This window comes from Lelliottia jeotgali, assembly GCF_016771845.1.
Classification (GTDB): Bacteria; Pseudomonadota; Gammaproteobacteria; order Enterobacterales; family Enterobacteriaceae; genus Enterobacter; species Enterobacter jeotgali.
Genome location: NZ_JAENMQ010000001.1, coordinates 540,790 through 563,821 on the forward strand (window position 1 = coordinate 540,790; position 23,032 = coordinate 563,821).

The 23,032-nt window shown below is 50.3% G+C and carries 24 protein-coding genes and 1 pseudogene; 9 read left to right on the forward strand and 16 right to left on the reverse strand.

Going from position 1 to position 23,032, the window contains the following annotated elements; genetic code table 11:
- Positions 1–91: 91 nt before the first annotated feature.
- The 4 genes and pseudogenes from JBO43_RS02615 to yciA all read left to right on the forward strand — a co-directional run.
- A pseudogene (locus JBO43_RS02615) lies at positions 92–178 on the forward strand (YkgJ family cysteine cluster protein); the annotation flags it as partial.
- 25 nt (positions 179–203) lie between these two features.
- Positions 204–947: a YciC family protein gene (locus JBO43_RS02620; protein WP_095282236.1), complete on the forward strand. Its 744-nt coding sequence runs from the start codon at positions 204–206 to the stop codon at positions 945–947.
- A gap of 31 nt (positions 948–978) precedes the next feature.
- The gene (locus JBO43_RS02625) at positions 979–1,518 is read left to right on the forward strand and encodes a septation protein A (RefSeq protein ID WP_095282237.1); all 540 of its coding nucleotides are present in this window, start codon (positions 979–981) and stop codon (positions 1,516–1,518) included.
- A gap of 108 nt (positions 1,519–1,626) precedes the next feature.
- The gene (gene yciA, locus JBO43_RS02630) at positions 1,627–2,025 is read left to right on the forward strand and encodes an acyl-CoA thioester hydrolase YciA (RefSeq protein WP_095282238.1); all 399 of its coding nucleotides are present in this window, start codon (positions 1,627–1,629) and stop codon (positions 2,023–2,025) included.
- A 29-nt stretch (positions 2,026–2,054) separates the two neighbouring features.
- Here yciA and tonB read toward each other — a convergent pair whose 3' ends face one another.
- A complete protein-coding gene (tonB, locus tag JBO43_RS02635; RefSeq protein WP_095284298.1) occupies positions 2,055–2,774 on the reverse strand; it encodes a TonB system transport protein TonB in 720 nt (239 codons plus the stop codon).
- 221 nt (positions 2,775–2,995) lie between these two features.
- On the opposite strand from tonB, the gene JBO43_RS02640 reads away from it, so the two are divergent.
- Entirely contained in the window at positions 2,996–3,292 is a 297-nt protein-coding gene (locus tag JBO43_RS02640; RefSeq protein ID WP_095282239.1) for a YciI family protein, read from the forward strand.
- A gap of 33 nt (positions 3,293–3,325) precedes the next feature.
- Here the strand turns inward: JBO43_RS02640 and leuE are convergent, their stop codons facing one another.
- From leuE to JBO43_RS02655, 4 genes are all read right to left on the reverse strand, one after another.
- Positions 3,326–3,961, reverse strand: coding sequence for a leucine efflux protein LeuE (leuE, locus tag JBO43_RS02645; RefSeq protein ID WP_202673672.1), 636 nt, complete (start codon positions 3,959–3,961; stop codon positions 3,326–3,328).
- Between the two features lie 65 nt (positions 3,962–4,026).
- On the reverse strand, positions 4,027–4,437 hold the full coding sequence (locus JBO43_RS02650; protein WP_202673673.1) for an Exc2 family lipoprotein: 411 nt from the start codon (positions 4,435–4,437) through the stop codon (positions 4,027–4,029).
- A 15-nt stretch (positions 4,438–4,452) separates the two neighbouring features.
- On the reverse strand, positions 4,453–4,581 hold the full coding sequence (locus JBO43_RS22915) for a KPN_01571 family protein (protein ID WP_237729914.1): 129 nt from the start codon (positions 4,579–4,581) through the stop codon (positions 4,453–4,455).
- A gap of 121 nt (positions 4,582–4,702) precedes the next feature.
- Positions 4,703–4,876 (reverse strand): YciY family protein, encoded by a 174-nt coding sequence (locus JBO43_RS02655; protein WP_095282241.1) that lies wholly within the window; start codon positions 4,874–4,876, stop codon positions 4,703–4,705.
- Between the two features lie 143 nt (positions 4,877–5,019).
- On the opposite strand from JBO43_RS02655, the gene cls reads away from it, so the two are divergent.
- Together cls and JBO43_RS02665 are read left to right on the forward strand one after the other, a co-directional pair.
- Positions 5,020–6,480, forward strand: a complete 1,461-nt coding sequence (gene cls, locus JBO43_RS02660) for a cardiolipin synthase (protein ID WP_095282242.1) — start codon at positions 5,020–5,022, stop codon at positions 6,478–6,480.
- A gap of 34 nt (positions 6,481–6,514) precedes the next feature.
- A complete protein-coding gene (locus tag JBO43_RS02665) occupies positions 6,515–6,844 on the forward strand; it encodes an HI1450 family dsDNA-mimic protein (RefSeq protein WP_202673674.1) in 330 nt (109 codons plus the stop codon).
- 31 nt (positions 6,845–6,875) lie between these two features.
- Here JBO43_RS02665 and JBO43_RS02670 read toward each other — a convergent pair whose 3' ends face one another.
- The 7 genes from JBO43_RS02670 to JBO43_RS02700 all read right to left on the reverse strand — a co-directional run bounded on the left by JBO43_RS02670 (position 6,876) and on the right by JBO43_RS02700 (position 14,809).
- Positions 6,876–7,712 (reverse strand): ion transporter, encoded by an 837-nt coding sequence (locus tag JBO43_RS02670; protein WP_095282244.1) that lies wholly within the window; start codon positions 7,710–7,712, stop codon positions 6,876–6,878.
- Positions 7,713–7,759: 47 nt separating this feature from the next.
- A complete protein-coding gene (gene oppF, locus JBO43_RS02675; protein WP_095282245.1) occupies positions 7,760–8,764 on the reverse strand; it encodes a murein tripeptide/oligopeptide ABC transporter ATP binding protein OppF in 1,005 nt (334 codons plus the stop codon).
- The gene (gene oppD / locus JBO43_RS02680; RefSeq protein WP_095282246.1) at positions 8,761–9,774 is read right to left on the reverse strand and encodes an ABC transporter ATP-binding protein; all 1,014 of its coding nucleotides are present in this window, start codon (positions 9,772–9,774) and stop codon (positions 8,761–8,763) included. Before oppD ends, oppF begins: the two co-directional genes overlap by 4 nt.
- A gap of 11 nt (positions 9,775–9,785) precedes the next feature.
- Positions 9,786–10,694 carry an oligopeptide ABC transporter permease OppC gene (oppC, locus tag JBO43_RS02685; protein WP_095282247.1) on the reverse strand — a complete coding sequence of 303 codons (909 nt, stop codon included), beginning with the start codon at positions 10,692–10,694 and terminating at the stop codon, positions 9,786–9,788.
- Between the two features lie 14 nt (positions 10,695–10,708).
- Complete coding sequence (gene oppB, locus JBO43_RS02690; protein ID WP_095282248.1) at positions 10,709–11,629, reverse strand: oligopeptide ABC transporter permease OppB; 921 nt, start codon at positions 11,627–11,629, stop codon at positions 10,709–10,711.
- Between the two features lie 124 nt (positions 11,630–11,753).
- The gene (gene oppA, locus JBO43_RS02695; RefSeq protein ID WP_133159621.1) at positions 11,754–13,388 is read right to left on the reverse strand and encodes an oligopeptide ABC transporter substrate-binding protein OppA; all 1,635 of its coding nucleotides are present in this window, start codon (positions 13,386–13,388) and stop codon (positions 11,754–11,756) included.
- Between the two features lie 773 nt (positions 13,389–14,161).
- A complete protein-coding gene (locus tag JBO43_RS02700; protein WP_095282250.1) occupies positions 14,162–14,809 on the reverse strand; it encodes a YchE family NAAT transporter in 648 nt (215 codons plus the stop codon).
- Positions 14,810–15,295: 486 nt separating this feature from the next.
- Here JBO43_RS02700 and adhE point away from each other — a divergent pair, with 486 nt between their 5' ends.
- Positions 15,296–17,974, forward strand: a complete 2,679-nt coding sequence (gene adhE / locus JBO43_RS02705) for a bifunctional acetaldehyde-CoA/alcohol dehydrogenase (RefSeq protein ID WP_095282251.1) — start codon at positions 15,296–15,298, stop codon at positions 17,972–17,974.
- A gap of 84 nt (positions 17,975–18,058) precedes the next feature.
- Here adhE and tdk read toward each other — a convergent pair whose 3' ends face one another.
- Complete coding sequence (tdk, locus tag JBO43_RS02710; RefSeq protein WP_202673675.1) at positions 18,059–18,673, reverse strand: thymidine kinase; 615 nt, start codon at positions 18,671–18,673, stop codon at positions 18,059–18,061.
- A gap of 548 nt (positions 18,674–19,221) precedes the next feature.
- Between tdk and hns the strand changes: the two genes are divergently transcribed.
- The gene (gene hns, locus JBO43_RS02715; protein WP_095282253.1) at positions 19,222–19,635 is read left to right on the forward strand and encodes a histone-like nucleoid-structuring protein H-NS; all 414 of its coding nucleotides are present in this window, start codon (positions 19,222–19,224) and stop codon (positions 19,633–19,635) included.
- Positions 19,636–19,833: 198 nt separating this feature from the next.
- Here the strand turns inward: hns and galU are convergent, their stop codons facing one another.
- The 3 genes from galU to rssA form a co-directional block, all read right to left on the reverse strand.
- Positions 19,834–20,742, reverse strand: coding sequence for a UTP--glucose-1-phosphate uridylyltransferase GalU (gene galU, locus JBO43_RS02720; RefSeq protein ID WP_103946011.1), 909 nt, complete (start codon positions 20,740–20,742; stop codon positions 19,834–19,836).
- A 198-nt stretch (positions 20,743–20,940) separates the two neighbouring features.
- A complete protein-coding gene (gene rssB, locus JBO43_RS02725) occupies positions 20,941–21,954 on the reverse strand; it encodes a two-component system response regulator RssB (RefSeq protein WP_095282255.1) in 1,014 nt (337 codons plus the stop codon).
- A 90-nt stretch (positions 21,955–22,044) separates the two neighbouring features.
- Complete coding sequence (gene rssA, locus JBO43_RS02730) at positions 22,045–22,947, reverse strand: patatin-like phospholipase RssA (RefSeq protein ID WP_103946012.1); 903 nt, start codon at positions 22,945–22,947, stop codon at positions 22,045–22,047.
- Positions 22,948–23,032 lie beyond the last annotated feature (85 nt).

A 23,032-nucleotide genomic window follows, 5' to 3' on the forward strand; every position in this document is an offset into this window, starting at 1 on the left:
AGGCTTGTAATTTAACATTCATTGATCCAGATTAATTTTTGCCAATCAAACAAACACGCAGATGACCATTGCAGGTCAATTTCCATAATGACCATTGCTTTACAAAGATATGCTTTTCCATACAAGTCATGGTGCTGCCACGACGGAGTTATCCAGGGTACAATTGCCCGCTTATTAATACCTGCAATACTCAAGGAGAGTGCATGTCTATCACGGCGAAGTCCGTCTACCGTGACACGGGGAATTTTTTCCGCAATCAGTTCATTACCTTTTTACTGATCGCCTTGTTATGTGCGTTTATCACGGTGGTGCTTGGCCATGCGTTTTCGCCGAGTGATGATCAAATTGCGACCCTCAGCCAGGGCGATCACCTCGCCGGAAGCGTCGGGCTGTTTGATCTGGTTCAGAACATGACGCCTGACCAGCAGCAGATTTTGCTCCGCGCCTCTGCAGCATCGACCTTCTCTGGGTTGATCGGCAACGCGATTCTGGCGGGCGGTGTATTGCTGATGGTCCAGCTCATTTCTGCGGGTCATCGCGTGAGCGCCCTGCGTGCCATCGGTGCCAGCGCACCGGTATTACCGAAGTTGTTTATCCTGATCTTTTTGACCACCATGCTGGTGCAGATCGGCGTTATGCTGGTTGTTGTGCCGGGCGTTTTACTGGCAATTGTCCTCTCGTTTTCCCCGGTGATGCTGGTACAGGACAAGATGGGGATATTTACAGCGATGCGCAGCAGTATGAAACTGGCCTGGGCTAATATGCGCCTGGTTGCGCCTGCAGTCATAAGCTGGCTACTGGCAAAAACACTGTTGCTGCTGTTTGCACCTAATTTTGCTGTGCTGACACCGAATGTCGGTGCCGTGGTCGCCAATACACTCAGTAACCTGATTTCAGCGGTGTTACTGGTCTATTTGTTCCGCCTGTATATGTTGATTCGCCAATAGTTTCCCTGAAAGCAAATGATGGAATCGAAGAATGAAGCAGTTTCTTGATTTTTTACCGTTGGTCGTATTTTTCGCGTTTTACAAGCTGTACGACATTTATGCCGGGACAGCGGCCTTAATCGTAGCCACTGCCGTCGTACTGATTTACAGCTGGCTACGCTACCGTAAAGTCGAAAAAATGGCGCTGATCACTTTTGTTCTGGTGGCGGTGTTTGGCGGATTAACCCTGTTCTTCCATAACGATGAGTTTATCAAATGGAAAGTGACGGTGATTTATGCTCTGTTCGCGGGTGCGTTGCTGTTCAGTCAGTGGGTGATGAATAAGCCTCTGATTCAGCGCATGCTTGGGAAAGAGATCACCCTTCCGCAGCAGGTGTGGTCGCGACTGAACGTCGCCTGGGCGCTGTTCTTTATTCTGTGCGGGCTGGCGAATATCTACATCGCGTTCTGGCTGCCGCAGAATATTTGGGTCAACTTCAAGGTCTTTGGTCTGACGGCGTTAACCCTGATTTTCACACTGCTGAGCGGTGTGTACATCTATCGACATATGCCGCAAGACGACAAGCACTAAGATTCCAGGCCAGGCAGACTTCTGTCTGGCCTTTTCCTTCTATTTCCCACCGGCTGTAAATCATAGTAGCATCCCGCCTGTCGTCTTCCGTAACGAGCTTAAGAAACAATGACAACAACGAATGACGCCCCTCAGGGCGAACTGGTTTTACGCACACTTGCAATGCCCGCCGACACCAATGCGAACGGTGATATTTTCGGCGGCTGGTTAATGGCACAGATGGATATGGGCGGTGCGATCCTCGCTAAAGAGATAGCTCATGGCCGCGTGGTAACGGTCAGAGTCGATGGGATGACGTTTTTACGTCCGGTCGCCGTGGGTGATGTGGTGTGTTGCTACGCCCGCTGCGTGAAACGCGGTAATACGTCGATCTCTATCAATATCGAAGTGTGGGTGAAGAAGGTCTCTTCAGAACCTATCGGCCAGCGCTACAAGGCTACCGAAGCGCTGTTTATCTATGTTGCGGTAGACAGCCAGGGTACACCTCGTCCGTTCCCGAAGGTATAAAAAAAGCCTCCATTCGGAGGCTTTCTTGTTTATTCCATCTGTGCCCCGCCGTTCAGGCGGAAAACAATATTAACGATGAGTCCATTGCCAGGTTTGCCTGGCTCATAGCGCCATTTGCGCATCGCCGCTTTAACTTCACGCTCGAACATGTTTGCCGGTTGCGCCGAGAGCACCTCGACATTATCCACCCGGCCATCTGCCGTGACGTCAAATTTCACACGTAGACGTCCTTCAATACGTAGCGCCTGAGCACGCGCAGGATATTGCGGCTGATTGCGGCTCATGGCTCGTGGGCCTGACGGCGCGGTTACCACCGGTTTCGCGGTGGTCGGCGAACTGTTCATTACCGGTTTCGCTGGCGCGGTATTTTGTGTCGACTGCACCGCACGCGGCTCAACCGGGCGCTCTTCACGTTTCGGACGCTCTTCAACCTTCTTGACCGGCTTCGGTTTTGGCTTCGGCTTAGGTTTTGGCTCCGGCTTGTGGATCACAACAGGCGCTTCTTTCGGCGGCTCCGGAACAACCTCAGGCTCTGGCTCAGGCTCGACAACCGGCTCTGGTGGAGGTGGAACCACCTGCGGCTCCAGATCTGCCGGTGACACCATGGTCACTGAAATCGGCTGCGCTGGCGCGGGCATTTGAATAACCTGATGAACCGAAGTGTAGAGCAAAGCCGCCACGACAGCACCGTGAATCACAACGGACAGCAGCGTCGGCCAGGGAAAGCGGCGAGGTAAATCCAGGGTCATCGAAGTCATAATCGTTTCAGTTAAAAAACCAGGCCTTGATTTTAAATGCAAATAGCAATCATATTCAATAAGACACTCCATCTTCTCGCGATTTAACTGCACGCGAGGCCAAAAAAGGCGCGTCTTTGTTAAGGTTTTAACAAGGTCGTTATCTTTACATTGCAGTCATCGATGCTTTCACATAACGTTATTGACACTTTTTATGGCTAAGGAGCTCCGCCGTGCTTTACGTGATCTACGCTGAAGATGTTGCCGATTCTCTGGAAAAACGACTTTCCGTGCGCCCAGCCCATCTCGCGCGTCTACAACTATTACATGACGAAGGAAAATTACTAACCGCAGGCCCTATGCCCGCTGTCGATAGCAACGACCCTGGTGCCGCAGGTTTTAGCGGCTCCACGGTCATTGCCGAGTTTGAATCACTGGAAACCGCGCAGTCCTGGGCCGAAGCCGACCCGTACGTCGCGGCAGGTGTTTATGAAAAAGTGACAGTGCGTCCGTTTAAGAAAGTGTTCTGATGTGACAGAAAAGGCTCCCGCAGGAGCCTTTTATCAATGCAGTGACGCCAGCCGCGCTGCAAACCCCACGAATAACAGCCCTATCAAACCATTCCCCAGTTTCGCCAGTTTCTTTTTGGTTTTAAGGTAGCGAGTGACAAACGCACCGGAGAAAATCAGGAAACTCATGTACATGAAACTGATCAGCTCAAGGGTTGTGGCAAGGATCAGAAAGGAGGTGCCGGTATTTTTGGCGCTGACGTCGATAAACTGCACGAAGAACGAGACGTAGAATAGAATCGCTTTCGGGTTGGTCAGGCTCAGTACCAGCGAGCGCTTCATGATCATGCTGGCAGGTTCAGTTCCACCGGTTTGCGCGCCCGCTTTATGCGTTAGCACTGACCAGAGCATTTTTCCACCCAGCCACAGCAGATAGAATGCACCGAGATATCGAACAATATTAAAAAGAACCGGTGTGGTTTGAATCAGCGCAGCCACGCCCGCCCACGCCAGAAACATCAGAACGGCATCGCCGATAAACACGCCTGTGGCGGCAAGATAGCCCTTTTTCACACCGTGGCCGATGCCCGTTTTTAACACAAATAAGGTATTAGGTCCGGGAACCAGTACGATAAATAAGGCCCCGACAACATAGGTCCAGAAATTAAGTACACCAAACTCCGCAAACACCACCGGCTCCTTTTTAAAAAATAAAATGCCGCCATAACGCGACATTCTCAGGGTTCATCTGCTGACTATTGTACGCCGTTATAACCGTCAAGATAAGACGCAGCAAGTTCATTGCCGAACAATATCGCATCCTTCATTTCCATATCGGAGGACCATTTATCGTTCGCATTACCGCTAAAGCTGTGGTTTGTCTTGACGCTCTTTTTCAGCTGATCGCGAATGCTTTGCGCATACTGACTGGCCTCGCTGGCGTTTCGCCCCGCTTTTCGGTCAGTTTTGCCCTGCTCGTACAGCTCGCGAAATTGTGGAACATTCAGCCGATAATTCTGCTGTTGGTTGCTGGTAAAATTACCGCCTACAAAAGTAGATTTATGCGACACAAAGTAATAAGCATGTCTTTCAGGCGCTGTTTTGGTGCTGGCGCAACCGCTCAGTAACGCAATGCCCATAACGACAGCCATTATTTTTCCGTTCATCCCTTTTATTCCCTTTTAGATGTTCCACTGCATCATCCATGCTTCGGCATATTCAACCAGTGCAATAAATGATGCCAGTCGCAAACTTTCCCTGAGCGCATCCAGCGCAAAAAGCACAACCAATACCCACAGGAATGGATTCATATTCTACGTTCAACGCGTTGTTTAGGCGGATTATATCTGAACAAGGGGGGCTGGGGGATACTGCGAAATCTGATAGTAAAGAAGAAAACATCAGGCACCTGTAACGGTGCCTTCAGGGTACTCAGAGATCGCGAACAGCAAACACCAGTGCATTTCGGTGATGGCTAAGTCCACATTTTCTGATGGCGTGGATACGCATATTGCGGCGGGATTGAGCCTCAAGCCAACGAGCTTTACGACGACTCATTTGTCGCAACATACGCCAGCGCCCTACTTCGGTTCTGCTGCGTCTCATGTCTACAACTCTTTCCTTAACAGAAACGCCATTATAAACCCCTGACCGTGGTAAACCAGCGCTTTTAGCGGCCCTTTTTATTTGCCAGATCAATTCTGATGCGTACACTCATAACAATACGCTTTCAAAAGGATTTTTAAACTATGACAACCTTCTACACCGTGGTGAGTTGGCTGCTCATTCTGGGATATTGGCTGCTGATCGCAGGTGTGACGCTTCGCATCCTGATGAAACGCCGGGCCGTCCCTTCTGCCATGGCCTGGCTTTTGATCATCTACATCCTGCCGCTGGTGGGGATCATCGCGTATCTTTCTTTTGGCGAGTTACATCTGGGTAAACGCCGGGCTGAACGCGCGCGCGCCATGTGGCCGTCAACGGCGAAATGGCTTAACGATCTGAAATCCTGCAAACATATTTTTGCCCAGGAGAATAGCAGCGTCGCCTCGTCACTGTTCAAGCTTTGTGAACGTCGCCAGGGGATCGGCGGCGTGAAAGGTAATCAGCTGCAACTGCTGACCACTTCCGATGACGTGATGCAGGCGCTGATCCGCGATATCCAGCTCGCCCGTCATAATATCGAGATGGTTTTTTATATCTGGCAGCCTGGTGGAATGGCCGATCAGGTTGCGGAATCTCTGATGGCGGCATCGCGTCGTGGCATTCACTGCCGTCTGATGCTGGACTCTGCCGGTAGTGTGGCGTTCTTCCGCAGCCCGTGGGCAACCATGATGCGCAATGCCGGTATCGAAGTCGTCGAAGCGCTGAAAGTGAACTTGTTCCGCGTATTCTTGCGACGCATGGATTTACGCCAGCATCGCAAGATGATCATGATCGACAACTACATTGCCTATACCGGAAGCATGAATATGGTCGACCCGCGCTTCTTCAAACAGGACTCCGGTGTGGGTCAGTGGGTCGATTTAATGGCGCGAATGGAAGGTCCGGTCGCCACCTCGATGGGGATTGTCTACTCCTGCGACTGGGAAATCGAAACCGGTAAACGCATTCTGCCGCCGCCGCCCGATGCCAATATCATGCCGTTTGAACAAGAGAGTGGGCATACCATTCACACCATCGCGTCCGGGCCGGGTTTCCCGGAGGATTTGATTCATCAGGCGCTTCTGACGGCGGCCTATTCCGCGCGTGAATATCTGATCATGACCACGCCCTACTTTGTCCCTAGCGACGATCTTCTGCACGCGATTTGCACCGCTGCACAGCGCGGCGTAGACGTCAGCATTATCATGCCGCGTAAAAACGATTCGGTGCTGGTCGGCTGGGCCAGCCGCGCCTTCTTTAGCGAGCTACTGGCAGCGGGTGTCAAAATTTACCAGTTCGAAGGCGGGTTGCTGCACACCAAAAGCGTGCTGGTCGATGGCGAGCTCAGCCTGGTCGGCACCGTGAATCTGGATATGCGCAGCCTGTGGCTCAATTTTGAGATCACGCTGGTGATTGACGACGCCGGTTTTGGTGGCGATCTGGCGGCGGTGCAGGACGATTATATTTCCCGCTCGCGCCTGCTGGACGCACACTTATGGATGAAACGCCCGCTGTGGCAGCGGATCACCGAACGACTGTTTTACTTCTTTAGCCCGTTGCTGTAAAACGTGCCCAACGATGTTTTAACAGGTAATCATCATGGAAATGGATCTGAATAATCGCCTGACTGAAGACGAAACGCTTGAGCAGGCCTACGATATTTTTCTTGAACTGGCGATGGATAATCTCGATCCCGCAGACGTGATCCTCTTCAATCTACAGTTTGAAGAACGCGGCGGCGCGGAGCTGTTTGACCCGTCTGAAGACTGGGCTGAGCACGTCGATTTCGACCTCACCCCGGACTTCTTCGCTGAAGTGGTGATTGGTCTGGCCGATACCGACGGCGGTGAGCTTAATGATATCTTTGCCCGCGTGTTGCTGTGTCGGGAAAAAGATCACAAGCTGTGCCATATCCTCTGGCGCGAATAATAAAAAAGGCTGCGATTGCAGCCTTTTTTATTTATTCCGGGAGTTCACTTCCACAGTGATTGCAATACCGCGCGCTGTGTTCATGACTTGTCTGATTACACTTCGGACATTTTCGCTGCTGCTGACGATTTTGAAATGCCGCACTCATGTGTGTAGTAATTAATCCCGTCGGAATCGCAATGACCGAGTAGCCAATCAAAATCAATACCGATGCCACGATCCTGCCAAGCGGGGTGTGCGGCGTGATATCCCCGTAGCCCACGGTCGTCACCGTCACAATCGCCCAGTACACCGACGCATTAAGCGTGGTGAAGCCGTACGTCGGCCCTTCGATTAAATACATCAGCGAGCCAAAGACCACCATCACTATCGCAATGAACGAATAGAAGAGAATCAGCTGGTGACGGGCGCTGTAAATCGCTTTCCAGAACACACGCAACGACGGCATAAAACGCAGCAACTTTAAAACACGAAGTACGCGTATGGCACGCATTGCCCGCCAGGCAAAGACGTAATTAATGCTGATTTCCGGCCATAGCCACATCACATACAGCGGCAGAATTGTCGCTAAATCAATAATTCCCCAAAAACTGAAGACATATTTCGACGGGTTGGCCCAGCTGAACAGGCGCAGGAAATATTCAAGGGTAAATACCAGGGTGACAAACAGTTCCAGCCAGACGAAAAGATGCCATTCATCAAACGTCAGGTGATACTGGGTTCCTAGCCCTGATTCGACAAAAATGATTAATACGCTGAGAAGCGCGAACAGGCCGCACAATCCTTCGAAGCGACGCCCGGAGCGGGTGTTGGGATCGAATAGCAGGCGATACGTCTTACGCCGTACAGAAGAAACGGAAATCGACACGTTGACCTCGCAAAAGAAAAGGGCTGACATCATGTCAGCCCTTGCGATTATAACGGGTCTACTTTCAGGCAGGAAACCGCATGGCGGAAACTTCCTTCCAGAACAGGCCGGGTTTGCGCACATTCCGGCCCCGCCATTGGGCAACGCGTGCGGAACACGCAGCCTGACGGCGGATTGATCGGCGAAGGCAGCTCTCCTTCCAGAAGCTGGATAACTTTATTTTTTTCCAGATCCGGATCGGGAACAGGCACCGCAGACATCAGCGCTTTCGTATACGGGTGCAGCGGGTTGTGATACACCTCATCGTAGGTGCCCAACTCGACGGCATGACCAAGATACATCACCAGCACGCGGTCAGAAATATGCTTCACCACCGCCAGGTCGTGGGCGATGAAGATCAGCGACAGCCCCATTTCCCGTTGCAATTTCTGCAGCAGATTGACAACCTGCGCCTGAATCGACACGTCCAGCGCGGAAACCGGTTCGTCACAAATAATCAGCTTCGGTTCCAGAATCAGCGCACGAGCAATACCGATACGCTGACACTGACCGCCAGAAAATTCGTGCGGATAGCGGTTAACCAGGTTTGGCAGCAGGCCGACTTTCATCATCATTGCTTTGACGCGATCGCGAACTTCCTGACGCGGCATTTTAGGATGATAGGTGCGCAGCGGCTCGGCAATAATATCACCGATGTTCATACGCGGGTTCAGGGACGCCAGCGGGTCCTGGAAAATCATCTGGATGTCGCTACGGACTTCGCGCCACTCATCCGGTTTCATCCCCAGCAGATCTTTACCCAGCCAGGCCACCTTTCCTTCCGTCGCTTTGACCAGTCCGATTATGGCGCGCGCAAACGTCGATTTACCGCAGCCCGATTCACCAACGACGCCGAGGGTTTCCCCTTCATAGAGACGCAGCGTGACGCCATCGACGGCTTTCAGGGTTTTTGGCGGCTGCCAGAACCACTGTTTGCCGTCTTTGATGTCGAAATGCACTTTTAAATCAGCGATTTCGAGCAGGACATTTCTTTTCTCGTCAATGGCGTTCATACCAGCTCCTCATGCGGCTTAAAGCAGGCGCGCAGGCGGCCTGGTGCAAACTCTTCCAGCGGTGGGGCGCTGTTGCAGATTTCCATTGCGTACTGACAACGCGGCTGGAACGGGCAGCCTTTCGGCAGACGCAGCAGGTTCGGCGGATTGCCTGGAATGGTCAGCAGCGATTCGCCTTCCGCATCCAGACGCGGAACTGCGTTCAGCAGACCAATCGAATACGGGTGTGCCGGGTGATAGAACACATCACGTGCTTTACCGTATTCCATAGTTCGACCGGCGTACATCACCAGCACTTTGTCACAAATCCCGGCAACCACACCCAGATCGTGAGTAATCATGATGATCGCGGTGTTGAATTCACGCTTAAGTTCGTTCAGCAGGGTCATGATCTGCGCCTGAACGGTCACGTCCAGCGCGGTGGTTGGCTCGTCGGCAATCAGCAATTTTGGCCGACATAACAGCGCCATAGCAATCATTACGCGCTGGCGCATACCACCGGAAAACTCATGCGGGAACATGCGCATACGCTTACGCGCTTCAGGCATTTTGACTGCATCCAGCATTCTGACTGATTCTTCGAACGCCTCTGCTTTGTTCATGCCTTTGTGCAGCATCAGGACTTCCATCAGCTGCTCACCCACACGCATGTACGGGTTCAGGGAGGTCATTGGGTCCTGGAAAATCATCGAAATCTGCTCGGCACGCAGCTTATTCAGCTCTTGCTCAGGCAGGTTGAGGATGTTTTTACCGTTAAACGTCGCGGTCCCGCCAATGCGCCCATTCGGGGCCAGCAGACCCATTAGCGCAAAAGCGGTTTGCGATTTGCCGGAACCGGATTCACCAACGATACCCAACGTTTCGCCCGCACGCAGATCGAAGTTCAGATCGTTTACGGCGGTGACGTCACCGTCCGCCGTTTTAAAAGTGACGCGTAAATCTTTGACATCCAGCAGGACATTTTTCTGCTGTTGCGCCTCTGGCGCAGTTGCCGTTTCAATAATAGTCATCGCGGCACTCCTTAGCGGTCTTTCGGATCGAGGGCATCACGCAGGCCATCGCCGATAAAGTTGAAACAAAACAGGGTTACCACCAGGAAACCTGCCGGGAACAGCAGCAGCCACGGTGAAACTTCCATTGAGTTTGCGCCATCACTTAACAGCGCGCCCCAACTACTCAGTGGCTCTTGCGTACCCAGACCGAGGAAGCTCAGGAAAGATTCGAACAGGATCATGCTTGGCACCAGCAGTGAGGCGTAAACCACTACCACACCCAGCACGTTCGGGACAATGTGACGGACCACTATCCCGCTGACGGACACTCCGCCCACCTGTGCCGCTTCGATAAATTCTTTGCGCTTCAGGCTCAAGGTTTGGCCGCGCACAATACGCGCCATATCCAGCCAGGACACCATACCGATGGCCACGAAGATCAGCAGAATGTTTTGCCCAAAGAAGGTCACCAGCAGGATAACGAAGAACATGAACGGGAAGGAGTTCAGGATTTCCAGCAAACGCATCATCACGGAATCCACCTTGCCGCCCAGATAGCCGGAAAGAGAACCGTAGAGCGTACCAACAATCACGGCCACCAGCGCAGCAGCGATACCAACCATCAGGGAAATACGTCCCCCAATAGCCACACGTACCAGCAGGTCACGACCTGAAGAGTCAGTCCCAAAGTAGTGACCGGATACCATATCTGGCGCACTGGACATCATGCCCCAGTCGGTATCGAAATAGGTGAACTGCGACAGCATAGGCGCCAGGGTCACGAACAAGGCGATAAATACTAATACCACCAGGCTGGCGACCGCTGCGCGGTTGTGCATAAAGCGACGACGGGCATCCTGCCACAGGCTGCGCCCTTCTACTTCGAGTTTCTCACTGAAGTTTTCCAGCGCCTCGCTGTTTTTCTTACTCAACATCATGGCGTACTCCGGCGCTAGTAGCGAATTTTCGGGTCGATAACGGCATACAACACATCGACAACGGCGTTAAAGAGAATAGTCAATGCACCCACCAGGATAGTCAGGCTAAGAACCAACGAGTAGTCGCGGTTCAACGCACCATTCACGAACAGCTGGCCGATACCCGGCAGGCCGTAGATGGTTTCGATAACCATAGAACCTGTGATGATCCCAACGAACGCAGGGCCCATGTAGGAGAGCACTGGCAGCAGCGCAGGCTTTAACGCATGGCGGAGAATGATGCGGCGCATTGGCAGGCCTTTTGCACGCGCGGTACGAATAAAGTTGGAGTGGAGCACTTCAATCATCGAGCCACGGGTAATACGCGCGATACTGGCAATATACGCCAGAGATAACGCCACCATCGGCAGTATCATGTACTTCGGCGCCCCACCATTCCAGCCGCCTCCGGGCAGCCATTTCAGCGTGATGGCGAATATCATCACCAGCAACGGCGCAACGACAAAGCTCGGGATAACCACCCCGGTCATCGCAATGCCCATTACCGAATAATCCCATCGGGTATTTTGTTTGAGCGCGGCGATAACGCCTGCGGTCACTCCCAGGACAACGGCAAGAATAAATGCCGCAGCGCCTAATTTAGCCGAAACGGGGAAGCTCGAAGCCACCAGGTCGTTAACGGAATAGTCTTTATATTTGAACGAAGGGCCGAAATCCCCCTGTGCCAGTTGCTTCAGATAATTGAAGTACTGAGTGGAGATCGGATCGTTTAAATGATATTTGGCTTCAATGTTCGCCATCACTTCTGGCGGCAGCGCGCGCTCACTGGTAAACGGACTACCGGGGGCGAGTCGCATCATGAAAAACGAAATGGTAATAAGAATAAACAGCGTCGGTATCGCTTCAAGACAGCGACGTAGGATAAATTTCAACATTGCCCGTACCTTCTGGCGTGTGCCTTTTACACATGCTCATTCCGTTATTCCTGAATGATGCCGTGTATATTGTGCGATGAATTAAGACACGGTGGGGCAAATTGCTTTGCCCCACGGTTTGCCATTAATGCTTAATGATGTACAGATCTTTGGTGTAAATGTTATCCATCGGATCTTTGCCGGTATAGCCGCCAACCCAAGGTTTCACCAGACGCGCGTTCACATAGTAGTAAACCGGTACAATGGCAGAGTCCTGACCCAGCTGCTGTTCCGCTTTATCGTACAGTGCGGTACGTTGCGCTTCGTCAGTCACTTTCAGCGTGTCTTTCATGATCGCGTCAAACGCCGGGCTCTTATAGTGCGCGGTATTCATTGAGCTATCAGACAGCATAGTGTTCAGGAATGAAGTTGGTTCGTTGTAGTCCGCGCACCAGCCAGCACGTGCCACGTCATAGTTGCCCTGATGACGGGTATCCAGGAAGGTTTTCCACTCCTGGTTCACCAGTTTCACGTCCACACCCAGGTTTTTCTTCCAGATGGATGACGCTGCGATGGCCAGTTTTTTGTGCAGATCGGAAGTGTTGTACAGCAGGCTAAACGTCAGTGGTTTATCAGCCGTATAGCCCGCTTCAGCCAGCAGTTTTTTCGCTTCTTCGTTACGTTTTTCTTGCGTCCAGGTGAACCACTCTGGTTTGGTCAGTTTTGCGCCGTCAGTGTATGGCGGGGTGTAGCCGAACGCCGGCAGGTCGCCCTGCGCTTTCACTTTGTTGACGATGATGTCGCGATCCAGACCCAGCTTCAGCGCGGTACGAACGCGCGCGTCGTTAAACGGTGCTTTCTGGTTGTTGATTTCGTAGTAATAAGTACAGAGATACGGGTCAACGTGAACTTCTGTCGGGATCTCTTTTTTCAGTTTCTGGAACAGTTCGATCGGCAGGTTGTTATAGGTCATGTCGATCTCACCGCTGCGGTAGCGGTTTACGTCGGTGACTTCAGACGAGATCGGCAGATAGGTAATCTGATCAACGACGGTTTTCGCGTTATCCCAGTAGTTGGTATTACGCTCCATCACGATACGTTCGTTAACCACCCAGTCTTTCAGCTTGTATGCACCGTTGGTGACGATGTTCGCTGGCTGAGTCCATTTCTCACCGAATTTTTCGATAGAGGCTTTATTGACCGGTGACATGGCCGGGTTAACCAGCAGTTTGTAGAAATACGGAACAGGTTCGCTGAGGGTCACTTCCAGAGTGTGGTCGTCAACCGCTTTCACGCCCAGCTCAGAAGGTTTCTTTTTGCCGTCGATGATTTCATCAACGTTCAGGATGTGACCGTACTGCGGATAGCTGGCGTACGGGGATGCGGTGTTTGGATCCACCAGACGCTGCCAGCTATAAACGAAATCTTGTGCGGTGACAGGTTCACCATTGGACCATTTTGCGTCTTTACGCAGGTGGAATGTCCAGACTTTAAAGTCTTTGTTATCCCAGGACTCAGCGACGCCAGGAATCGGGTGGCCGTCTTTCGTTGAGGTAATCAGCAGACCTTCGAACAGATCGCGGCTGATGTTTGCTTCCGGAACCCCTTCAATTTTGTTCGGGTCCAGAGACTGTGGCTCAGCGCCGTTGTTGCGGATCATGGTTTGCTTGTCTGACAGTGTAACACCTGCAGGTACATCAGCAGCCATTGCCATATTACCTGCGATCAGCGCGGTGAAAATTCCTGCGGCGATCAGACTTTTTTTTGTGATGATGGACATTGTGTTGATACTCCACTCATTATAATTACTGGTTTTAATGCCAGCCTGTTTATTTCCCCTAAGGGGTCCTGAACAACGCAGGAGTTTAGCTGCTGTCAGGTCGTTTACTTCTTGCTATCACCGACTGTACTTATTACTGGTGGCTCGTCTGGCCGCCTTGCGTCGATTCTTTTACACGCCTCCCCTGTTTTGAGACGTGTGATGTCTTGCTGAGATGAGCGTTATTTTTGAAAATCATTCTCATCTGGAAAAATTCGTTGGCAAAATATAAGGCCGGAAAGTACCAAATGGCTTAATTTCGCGCCAATACATTTTGCAAATTTGTTAAGCAATTCTCTTTTACGGGGAGTCCCGTTTTTCTGGGGGGCGTCCTGCCACACATCAATGCTAAAGAAACTACCAGGTATTCAATGTGATAGAGAGTTTTCTCTCGTCAGTAGCCGACGGGTGCCTGTATCGACTGCGTTTTACACAAAAAATTAACAATTGATTATTATTTAGCACATTCGTCTAACGGAATGTTGAAATTACTAATATCATTTCAGTTATCCCACAGCAAGCCCCAGAGTATCGTGTGAGTAAAATAACAGAGTGTTTGCGCGGTTTATGTTCAGGTGATCAGACGGGAAAAAACTAAGTTACTGAAATGTAAGAAAAGTGTTTTATTAGCAGAATTTATTATGTCTTGTGAAGTTTTCAACTTTATTTATATGATTTGCTGATAATCACGTAAAAAAACGGAGCCACTGGCTCCGCTCTTTCAAATGAAATGACTAATTTAGTAACCCTGGGAAAATACTTTTCAGTCCGGTTACAATAAATTCGATTCCGAGGGCCATCAGCAGTAAGCCCATAATACGGGTGATGACGTTAATGCCGGTCTGCCCAAGCAAACGTACCAGCCAGGGAGCGATGCGGAACACGCCCCAACAGCAGAGTGCGAAAAGCGCTATCGCCACGGAAAAACCAATCAGGTGAAACCAGTTGTGGTAACGCGTACCCCAGACGATAGTCGAACTGATGGCACCCGGTCCTGCCATTAATGGCAAAGCCAGAGGCACAACACCGATGCTTTCGCGCACCGCTGTTTCTGATTTCTCCTGTTTGTTCTGTTTATCCTCCCCCAGTTTCCCGCTAATCATCGACATGGCAATAGTCACCACCAGGATGCCACCCGCAATACGGAAGGAATCGATGGAAATACCAAAGATTTGCAGAATCGAATCACCCAGGAAAAGCGAAGTCAGCAGAATGATGGCCACCGACATGTTTGCAGTCAGGTTGGTCTTGTTTCTGGCAGCCGCCGTCTGATAACTGGTCATACTAATGAAGACAGGAATGATCCCGACCGGGTTAACGAGCGCGAACAAACCGATAAAAAACTTAAAATAAGTAGAAAAATCAAAGAGCAATGGGGTCACAGTTAGCTCCGCAAATCAGCATGGCCCAGACGACAGAATAAATGGATAAAAACCGCGCTGAAGATACGCTTTTTATCAGCACACTTCACCAGAAATCTGTGTCAAAACGCTATGATTTTCATGTGTTAAGTATATGTGTATTCAATGCGCGTTTCGGTTCCATTACTTTTGTAATTATTTAACACTTGATATGATTGTGCGAAATACCCGTGCTGAAAGGTATCAGCTTCGGTGTAAATTGATTTAGATCATGTTTTTCGTACTCAGAAGTGAGTAATCTGGGTAACACCGAAAGGGAGAGATAGAAACAAAAAGGGATGATGCTAAAGTCAGGCTCTTTTAGTAAGTTAGTGCTAAGCGTCAACAGTAAACAACACTAAACCTTTGTTTTACTGTGTGTTAAGCAAGTACTGATACCTCGTCTATAATGGTGTCGTATCGAGCGCTGGTTTACTAAAAGAGTTTAAACATTATCAGGAGAGCATTATGGCTGTTACTAATATCGCTGAACTGAACGCACTCGTCGAGCGCGTTAAAAAAGCCCAGCGTGAATATGCCAATTTCACCCAAGAACAGGTTGATAAAATCTTCCGCGCCGCCGCTCTGGCTGCTGCAGATGCTCGAATCCCTCTCGCTAAAATGGCCGTTGCTGAATCCGGTATGGGTATCGTTGAAGATAAGGTGATTAAAAACCACTTCGCTTCAGAGTATATCTACAACGCCTATAAAGATGAGAAAACCTGTGGCGTGCTGGACGAAGACCACACCTTCGGTACCATCACTATTGCAGAACCTATCGGCATCATTTGCGGTATCGTTCCAACAACGAACCCAACTTCAACCGCTATCTTCAAATCTCTGATTAGCCTGAAGACCCGTAACGCAATCATCTTCTCCCCACACCCACGCGCTAAAGATGCGACTAACAAAGCCGCTGATATTGTTCTGCAAGCTGCCATCGCTGCAGGTGCACCAAAAGATCTGATCGGCTGGATTGACCAACCGTCCGTTGAACTGTCTAACGCCCTGATGCACCACCCGGACATCAACATGATTCTGGCAACCGGTGGCCCAGGCATGGTTAAAGCTGCATACAGCTCTGGTAAACCAGCTATCGGCGTTGGCGCAGGTAACACCCCTGTTGTTATCGACGAAACCGCTGATATCAAGCGTGCTGTTGCTTCTGTTCTGATGTCTAAAACCTTCGATAACGGCGTAATCTGTGCTTCTGAGCAGTCCGTTGTTGTGGTTGATTCAGTGTATGACGCGGTTCGCGAACGTTTCGCCAGCCACGGCGGCTACATGCTGCAGGGCAAAGAACTGAAAGCCGTTCAGGACATCATCCTGAAAAATGGCGCATTGAACGCAGCCATCGTTGGTCAGCCAGCATACAAAATTGCTGAACTGGCAGGCTTCACTGTTCCGGCTACCACTAAGATCCTGATTGGTGAAGTGAAAGTGGTTGATGAAAGCGAGCCATTCGCACACGAAAAACTGTCCCCGACCTTGGCGATGTACCGTGCGAAAGACTTCGATGACGCCGTCAGTAAAGCAGAAAAACTGGTAGAAATGGGCGGTATCGGTCATACCTCTTGCCTGTACACCGACCAGGACAACCAGCCAGAACGCGTTAAATTCTTCGGCGACAAAATGAAGACCGCACGTATTCTGATTAACACCCCGGCTTCGCAGGGTGGTATCGGTGACCTGTACAACTTTAAACTCGCGCCTTCCCTGACTCTGGGTTGTGGTTCATGGGGTGGTAACTCCATCTCTGAAAACGTTGGTCCTAAGCACCTGATCAACAAGAAAACCGTTGCTAAGCGAGCTGAAAACATGTTGTGGCACAAACTTCCGAAATCTATCTACTTCCGCCGTGGCTCTCTGCCAATCGCGCTGGATGAAGTGATTACTGATGGCCACAAACGTGCGCTCATCGTGACTGACCGTTTCCTGTTCAACAACGGCTATGCGGACCAGATCACCTCTGTTCTTAAAGCAGCAGGCGTTGAAACTGAAGTCTTCTTCGAAGTTGAAGCTGACCCAACCCTGAGCGTTGTTCGCAAAGGTGCTGAGCTGGCTAACTCCTTCAAACCAGACGTGATCATCGCGCTGGGTGGCGGTTCCCCAATGGATGCCGCGAAAATTATGTGGGTGATGTACGAACATCCAGAAACTCACTTCGAAGAACTGGCGCTGCGCTTTATGGATATCCGTAAACGTATCTACAAGTTCCCGAAAATGGGCGTGAAAGCGAAAATGATCGCCGTCACCACCACTTCCGGTACCGGTTCTGAAGTGACTCCGTTTGCGGTTGTTACCGACGACGCGACTGGTCAGAAATACCCACTGGCTGACTACGCTCTGACTCCAGATATGGCTATCGTTGATGCCAACCTGGTGATGGATATGCCGAAATCACTGTGTGCGTTCGGTGGTCTGGATGCAGTGACTCACGCTCTGGAAGCTTACGTTTCCGTGCTGGCTTCTGAGTTCTCTGACGGTCAGGCTCTGCAGGCTTTGAAACTGCTGAAAGAAAACCTGCCAGCGTCTTACAACGAAGGCTCTAAAAACCCGGTTGCTCGTGAGCGTGTGCACAATGCTGCCACCATCGCAGGTATCGCGTTTGCTAACGCCTTCCTCGGTGTGTGTCACTCAATGGCGCACAAGCTGGGCTCTCAGTTCCACATTCCTCACGGTCTGGCGAACGCCCTGCTGATCTCCAACGTTATCCGTTATAACGCGAATGACAACCCAACCAAGCAGACTGCATTCAGCCAGTACGACCGCCCAATGGCTCGTCGTCGCTACGCTGAAATCGCAGATCATCTGGGTCTGAGCGCTGCCGGTGACCGTACCGCTGCGAAGATCGAGAAACTGCTGGCATGGCTGGACAGCATCAAAGCTGAACTGGGCATTCCTAAGTCAATCCGTGAAGCAGGTGTTCAGGAAGCTGACTTCCTGGCACACGTTGACAAGCTGTCTGAAGATGCCTTCGATGACCAGTGTACTGGTGCTAACCCGCGCTACCCACTGATCTCCGAACTGAAACAGATTCTGCTGGATACCTACTACGGCCGTGAGTTCCACGAAGACAACTCTGTTGCAGTGAAATCTGAAGCACCGGTTGTTAAAGCTGACAAAAAAGTGAAGAAAAACGCTTAATTGCTAGCCTAATAAAAAACCCGCTCTCGTAGCGGGTTTTTTTATGTCTGAAGATATTCAGCAGGTTGAAAAAGAAAACTCACGCTAGCGACGATACGATTCCTGAATTGCCGTCAACGAGCCAATCACCAGCGCTTCTTTATAATGTTTACGACACACTGAGATATAACGCTCATTGCCACCAATCACCACCTGCTCACCTTCGGCGTAGGGTTTCCCTTCCTGGTCAAGGCGCAGAACCATACTGGCTTTACGTCCGCAGAAACAGATGGTTTTTAGTTCAACCAGTTTGTCTGACCAGGCGAGTAAATATTGGCTGCCAATAAACAGCTCACCGCGGAAATCGGTACGTAATCCGTAGCACAGCACCGGAATATCCAGCTGATCGACGACTTCAGATAGCGCATGAACCTGTTCACGCGTCAGGAACTGGCTTTCGTCCACCAGAACGCAATGTACCGGCTTCATAGCATGCTCAGTGCGGATCTCTTCCAACAGGTCCGTCTGTGTATTAAACAGCGTTGCTGGAGACGACAGACCGATACGTGAGCTCACCTTCCCCGCACCAAAGCGATCGTCAATTTCCGCCGTGTATACGATAGAACGCATGCCCCTTTCCTGGTAATTATATGCAGATTGCAGCAGCGCCGTAGACTTCCCTGCATTCATTGCGGAATAGTAGAAATAAAGTTGTGCCATTGGTCGTTAAACCCTAATCAATGTGTAATATTCCCGATGAGTCATTGTACCATATTTTGGTGTGGCCTCAGCGACACCACGCACAGACTCAGCGTGAATTGTAAAGTCGTTTGTCGGACGGATTAAGAAAATAACATGTTAAAACAGACAGTAAACTCACGGCTCGCCATGAAAACTGATGATTTACACTAAGCAAATCCTGATTTTTATAGCAGAAGCAGTCAGCATTAAAATTCAGTATTTATTAACTATTACGCCAGTCTAGTGACTTAAAGTGGGTAATACAAAAGGTTGATATTTATCCGAAGTAACTATAAGCGGTTAGAGATTTGTCACAAAAGTAAACGCGCCGATGAGCAGTTTATGCCAATAGTGATGATAACAAGCTGCCCTTACGGGTAATGAAATTTAAGTTAGCGCCATTAATAATATTGCTGGATATTAAGCCTTTTTTGAATTCCTTACATTCCCACCTATTGCACATCTCAAATTATCACTCTATTATTAGGTCAACAAACCCCCTCCAATATAAGTTTGAGATTACTACAATGAGCGAAGCACTTAAAATTCTGAACAACATCCGTACTCTTCGTGCGCAGGCAAGAGAATGTACCCTCGAAACGCTGGAAGAAATGCTGGAAAAATTAGAAGTTGTTGTACACGAACGTCGTGAAGAAGAAAGCGCCGCTGCTGCTGAAATCGAAGAACGCACTCGTAAACTGCAGCAATATCGTGAAATGCTGATTGCTGATGGTATCGATCCAAACGAATTACTGAACAGCATGTCTGCTGCTAAGACCGGTACTAAAGCTAAACGCGCTGCTCGCCCGGCTAAATATAGCTATGTAGACGAGAATGGCGAAACTAAAACCTGGACTGGCCAGGGCCGTACTCCAGCGGTAATCAAGAAAGCTATGGATGAGCAAGGCAAACAACTGGATGATTTCCTGATCAAGGATTAATCACTACGCCTTCAGAAAAATCCCGTTTTATACGGGATTTTTTATGCCCGTAATTTGCCCTGGGGCATTCTGTTACACTCCGCCATATAGCAACATTTGCGAATGTATACTTTCTGACACTATCCAGAGTCACTTTTCAGGCATAAAAAAACCGGTGGAGCATAACTCACACCGGTTTTGAACTTCTGCGTGGGCAGATTAGTTTTTAATACCCATGGTCTCTTTCAGCCATGCTTTAAATTCTTCACCCAGCGTGTTGTGACGAATACCGTATTCAACGAAAGCCTGCATATAACCGAGTTTATTACCACAGTCATGACTTTTGCCTTTCATGTGGTAGGCTTCGACGGTCTCTTTCTCGATCAGCATATCAATGCCATCTGTCAGCTGGATTTCATCACCTGCTCCCGGAGGGGTTTTCGCCAGCAGTGGCCAAATCTCTGCGCTCAGAACATAACGGCCTACAACCGCGAGGTTAGACGGCGCTACGTCAGCTTTTGGCTTCTCGACCACACCAACCATCGGCACGCTTTCGCCCGGCTTCAGATCAACGCCTTTACAGTCAACCACGCCATACGCGGTCACATCTTCAACAGGCTCAACCATAATCTGGCTGCTGCCGGTTTCGTCAAAACGACGAATCATATCTGCAAGGTTGTCCTGAGAGAGGTCTGATTCGAACTCATCGAGGATAACGTCCGGCAGGATAACTGCAACAGGCTCGTCACCCACGACCGGATGCGCACACAGCACAGCGTGTCCCAGGCCCTTAGCCAGCCCCTGACGCACCTGCATGATTGTGACATGCGGAGGACAGATAGACTGAACTTCTTCCAGCAGCTGACGTTTAACACGTTTTTCCAGCATGGCTTCAAGTTCAAAACTGGTATCGAAATGGTTTTCGATAGAGTTTTTGGACGAATGAGTCACCAGCACAATTTCAGTAATGCCTGCAGCAATACATTCATTGACGACATACTGGATTAATGGCTTATCGACCAAAGGCAGCATTTCTTTCGGAATTGCCTTTGTTGCCGGTAGCATCCTGGTTCCTAATCCCGCTACCGGGATAACAGCCTTTGTGACTTTCGAATTTAGGGCAGCCATTGAAATCTCCTGAACTGTTCAAGTTTTGAACTTTTATGCATTGAATAACGCGTCGAGTATATCAGCCTCACTCTGTAAACCGGGTCTGAAAAGGGCGCGTTACCGATCAATTAGGATAAATACGTATCAAACTGGCAGTGATAGTAGCACTGCCTTTAAAACGACGGTAAAGCTATCTGACGAATAAAACTCAATTGCTTATTCCGTGGACAACATTAAGCGCAAACGCCCACCAGCTCCCCAAATTTGGCACTGCCATGACAAACAGCGATGGCTTATTTGGTTAAGATATGTCGAACCCATCGTCCCTAAAGGAACGCCGTTACTGACCTGAATATGATGTTCGCCCGTATTGAGCGTTGCGTTTAGACCCGCTGAGACCAGGATAAGATTTTTTAATTCACTATGGTAATAACCCACTAACAGTGGAAACTGCCCAGGCAAATTGGCCTGGCGAAAAAGATGGTTCACTTGTTTTAGCAATGAACCCAATTCAGGCAGTCGCTGTCCCTGATGTGAGAGTTGTTCCTGCAATAACCCATTGAATAATGCCCGCAATAATAGTGCAGCTAATACACCGTTATCACCTGCTCTCGTCACATCCAGGCAATAAAACGCCAGATCAACGTCGGACAACGGGGCGATATCAAGCACCAGACCGGGCTGATCTGCGGCAACCAGCTGGCGATAGTTAATTCTGCAATGCGATATATTTTGCTGAACCGGTGGCTGAAGTTCCTGTAAAAGCTTTGCGGCTGCATGGGGATTACTGACCAGCGCGTCCCAGTCCTGAAAAAGGCGCTCTTCTTCTTCGACGCGAGAATTAAACATATTTGGGTAGAGGCACGCAAAAACCGTTTCCCGCAGGCGATTTAAATCCTTGACGGGTTTTAACAACACATCCTGAACTCCCAGGCGCAGGGCTTTAGCGATATCGGCCATATTCTCGGTCGCGGAAATGACCAGAATCGGCATCTGGTCACCTTCATTGCGAAGGTGCTCTACCAGCTTGAGGCCGTTCATACGTGGCATAGCGATATCGCAAATCATCAGGTCCGGTGTGTTTTCGGTCATTTTCTCCAGCGCATCGACACCATCGACGGCCAGTACTGTTGTCGCACCCAGTGAGGTTAACCACGAATCCAGCAGCGAACGGAAAACGGGCTCGTCTTCAACTATCAGAATCTGTTTACCGGCCAATGGCTGCGTCATGGTCTCTCCCCTGGCAGTTGATAAGTCAATAGTGGCACGCTATTGGACCTGTCGCCTGTCAGAATTTGCTGAAGTCATCAAAAAGGGTGCTCAGGCTGTCGCCCGCACCAAAGGTAGCAGTTCGTCCATTTTTTTCTCGACCGCAAGTGCTCCGGCAGCGATGGCTGCATCTGCACGATGAAAGTCGAGCGTAGATATTTGCGGACAGAATGGCTGGATCAAGATGTCCGGAGGATCACCTGCCATTCGATTACGCTTCAGGCGATTCTCCAGCACCTGAATAGAGGTCGTCATGATCTCCATCGCCGTTGGCGCAGAGACCGTTTTACGCGTCGCCGAGCGACCTAAACGTTCGCGCAGACGCTCGTGCCAGGCCAGCTTTTCGCTGTCAGCTTCATCGTTGTGAAGATTTACCGGCATCAAGTCTTGCTGCATCAGATGGGCGTCGTGCTGCAAATCGACCGCAATGACAATATCCGCCCCCATCGCACGGGTGAGGGAAATCGGCACCGGATTGACCACACCGCCATCCACCAGCCAGTAGCCATTGTGAGGAACCGGCGCCATCAGGCCCGGCATACTGCAGGAGGCTCGCACGGCAAGATGGATATCACCTTCGGTGAACCATATTTCCCTGCCGGTACTGAGATTGGTTGCCACAGCGCCAAAAGGCATCTGGCAGAGATTGAAATCATTTGAAGGCATAATTTCGCGGAACTGGTTGAACACGCGTTCCCCGCGCAGCAGTCCGCCGCGTTGCCATGAGAGGTCCATCAGACGAAGTACGTCCCAGTAACTGAAGGAGCGTACCCATTTTTCAAGCTCCGGCATTTTATCGCACGCATACGCAGCACCGACCAACGAGCCGATAGAGCAGCCTGCAACAATATCAACTTCGACACCGAGTCGTTTTAACGCGTTAATCACGCCAATATGTGACCAACCCCGGGCAGCACCTGAGCCCAGCGCCAGACCAATTTTTACCTTTCTCATCAGTCCTGTTTTACTTCCCCTGGATTCCCAACGTAGCGTCATCGCTATCGCTCAGTTAACATAGTGCCACCTGGGCGTTTAAACG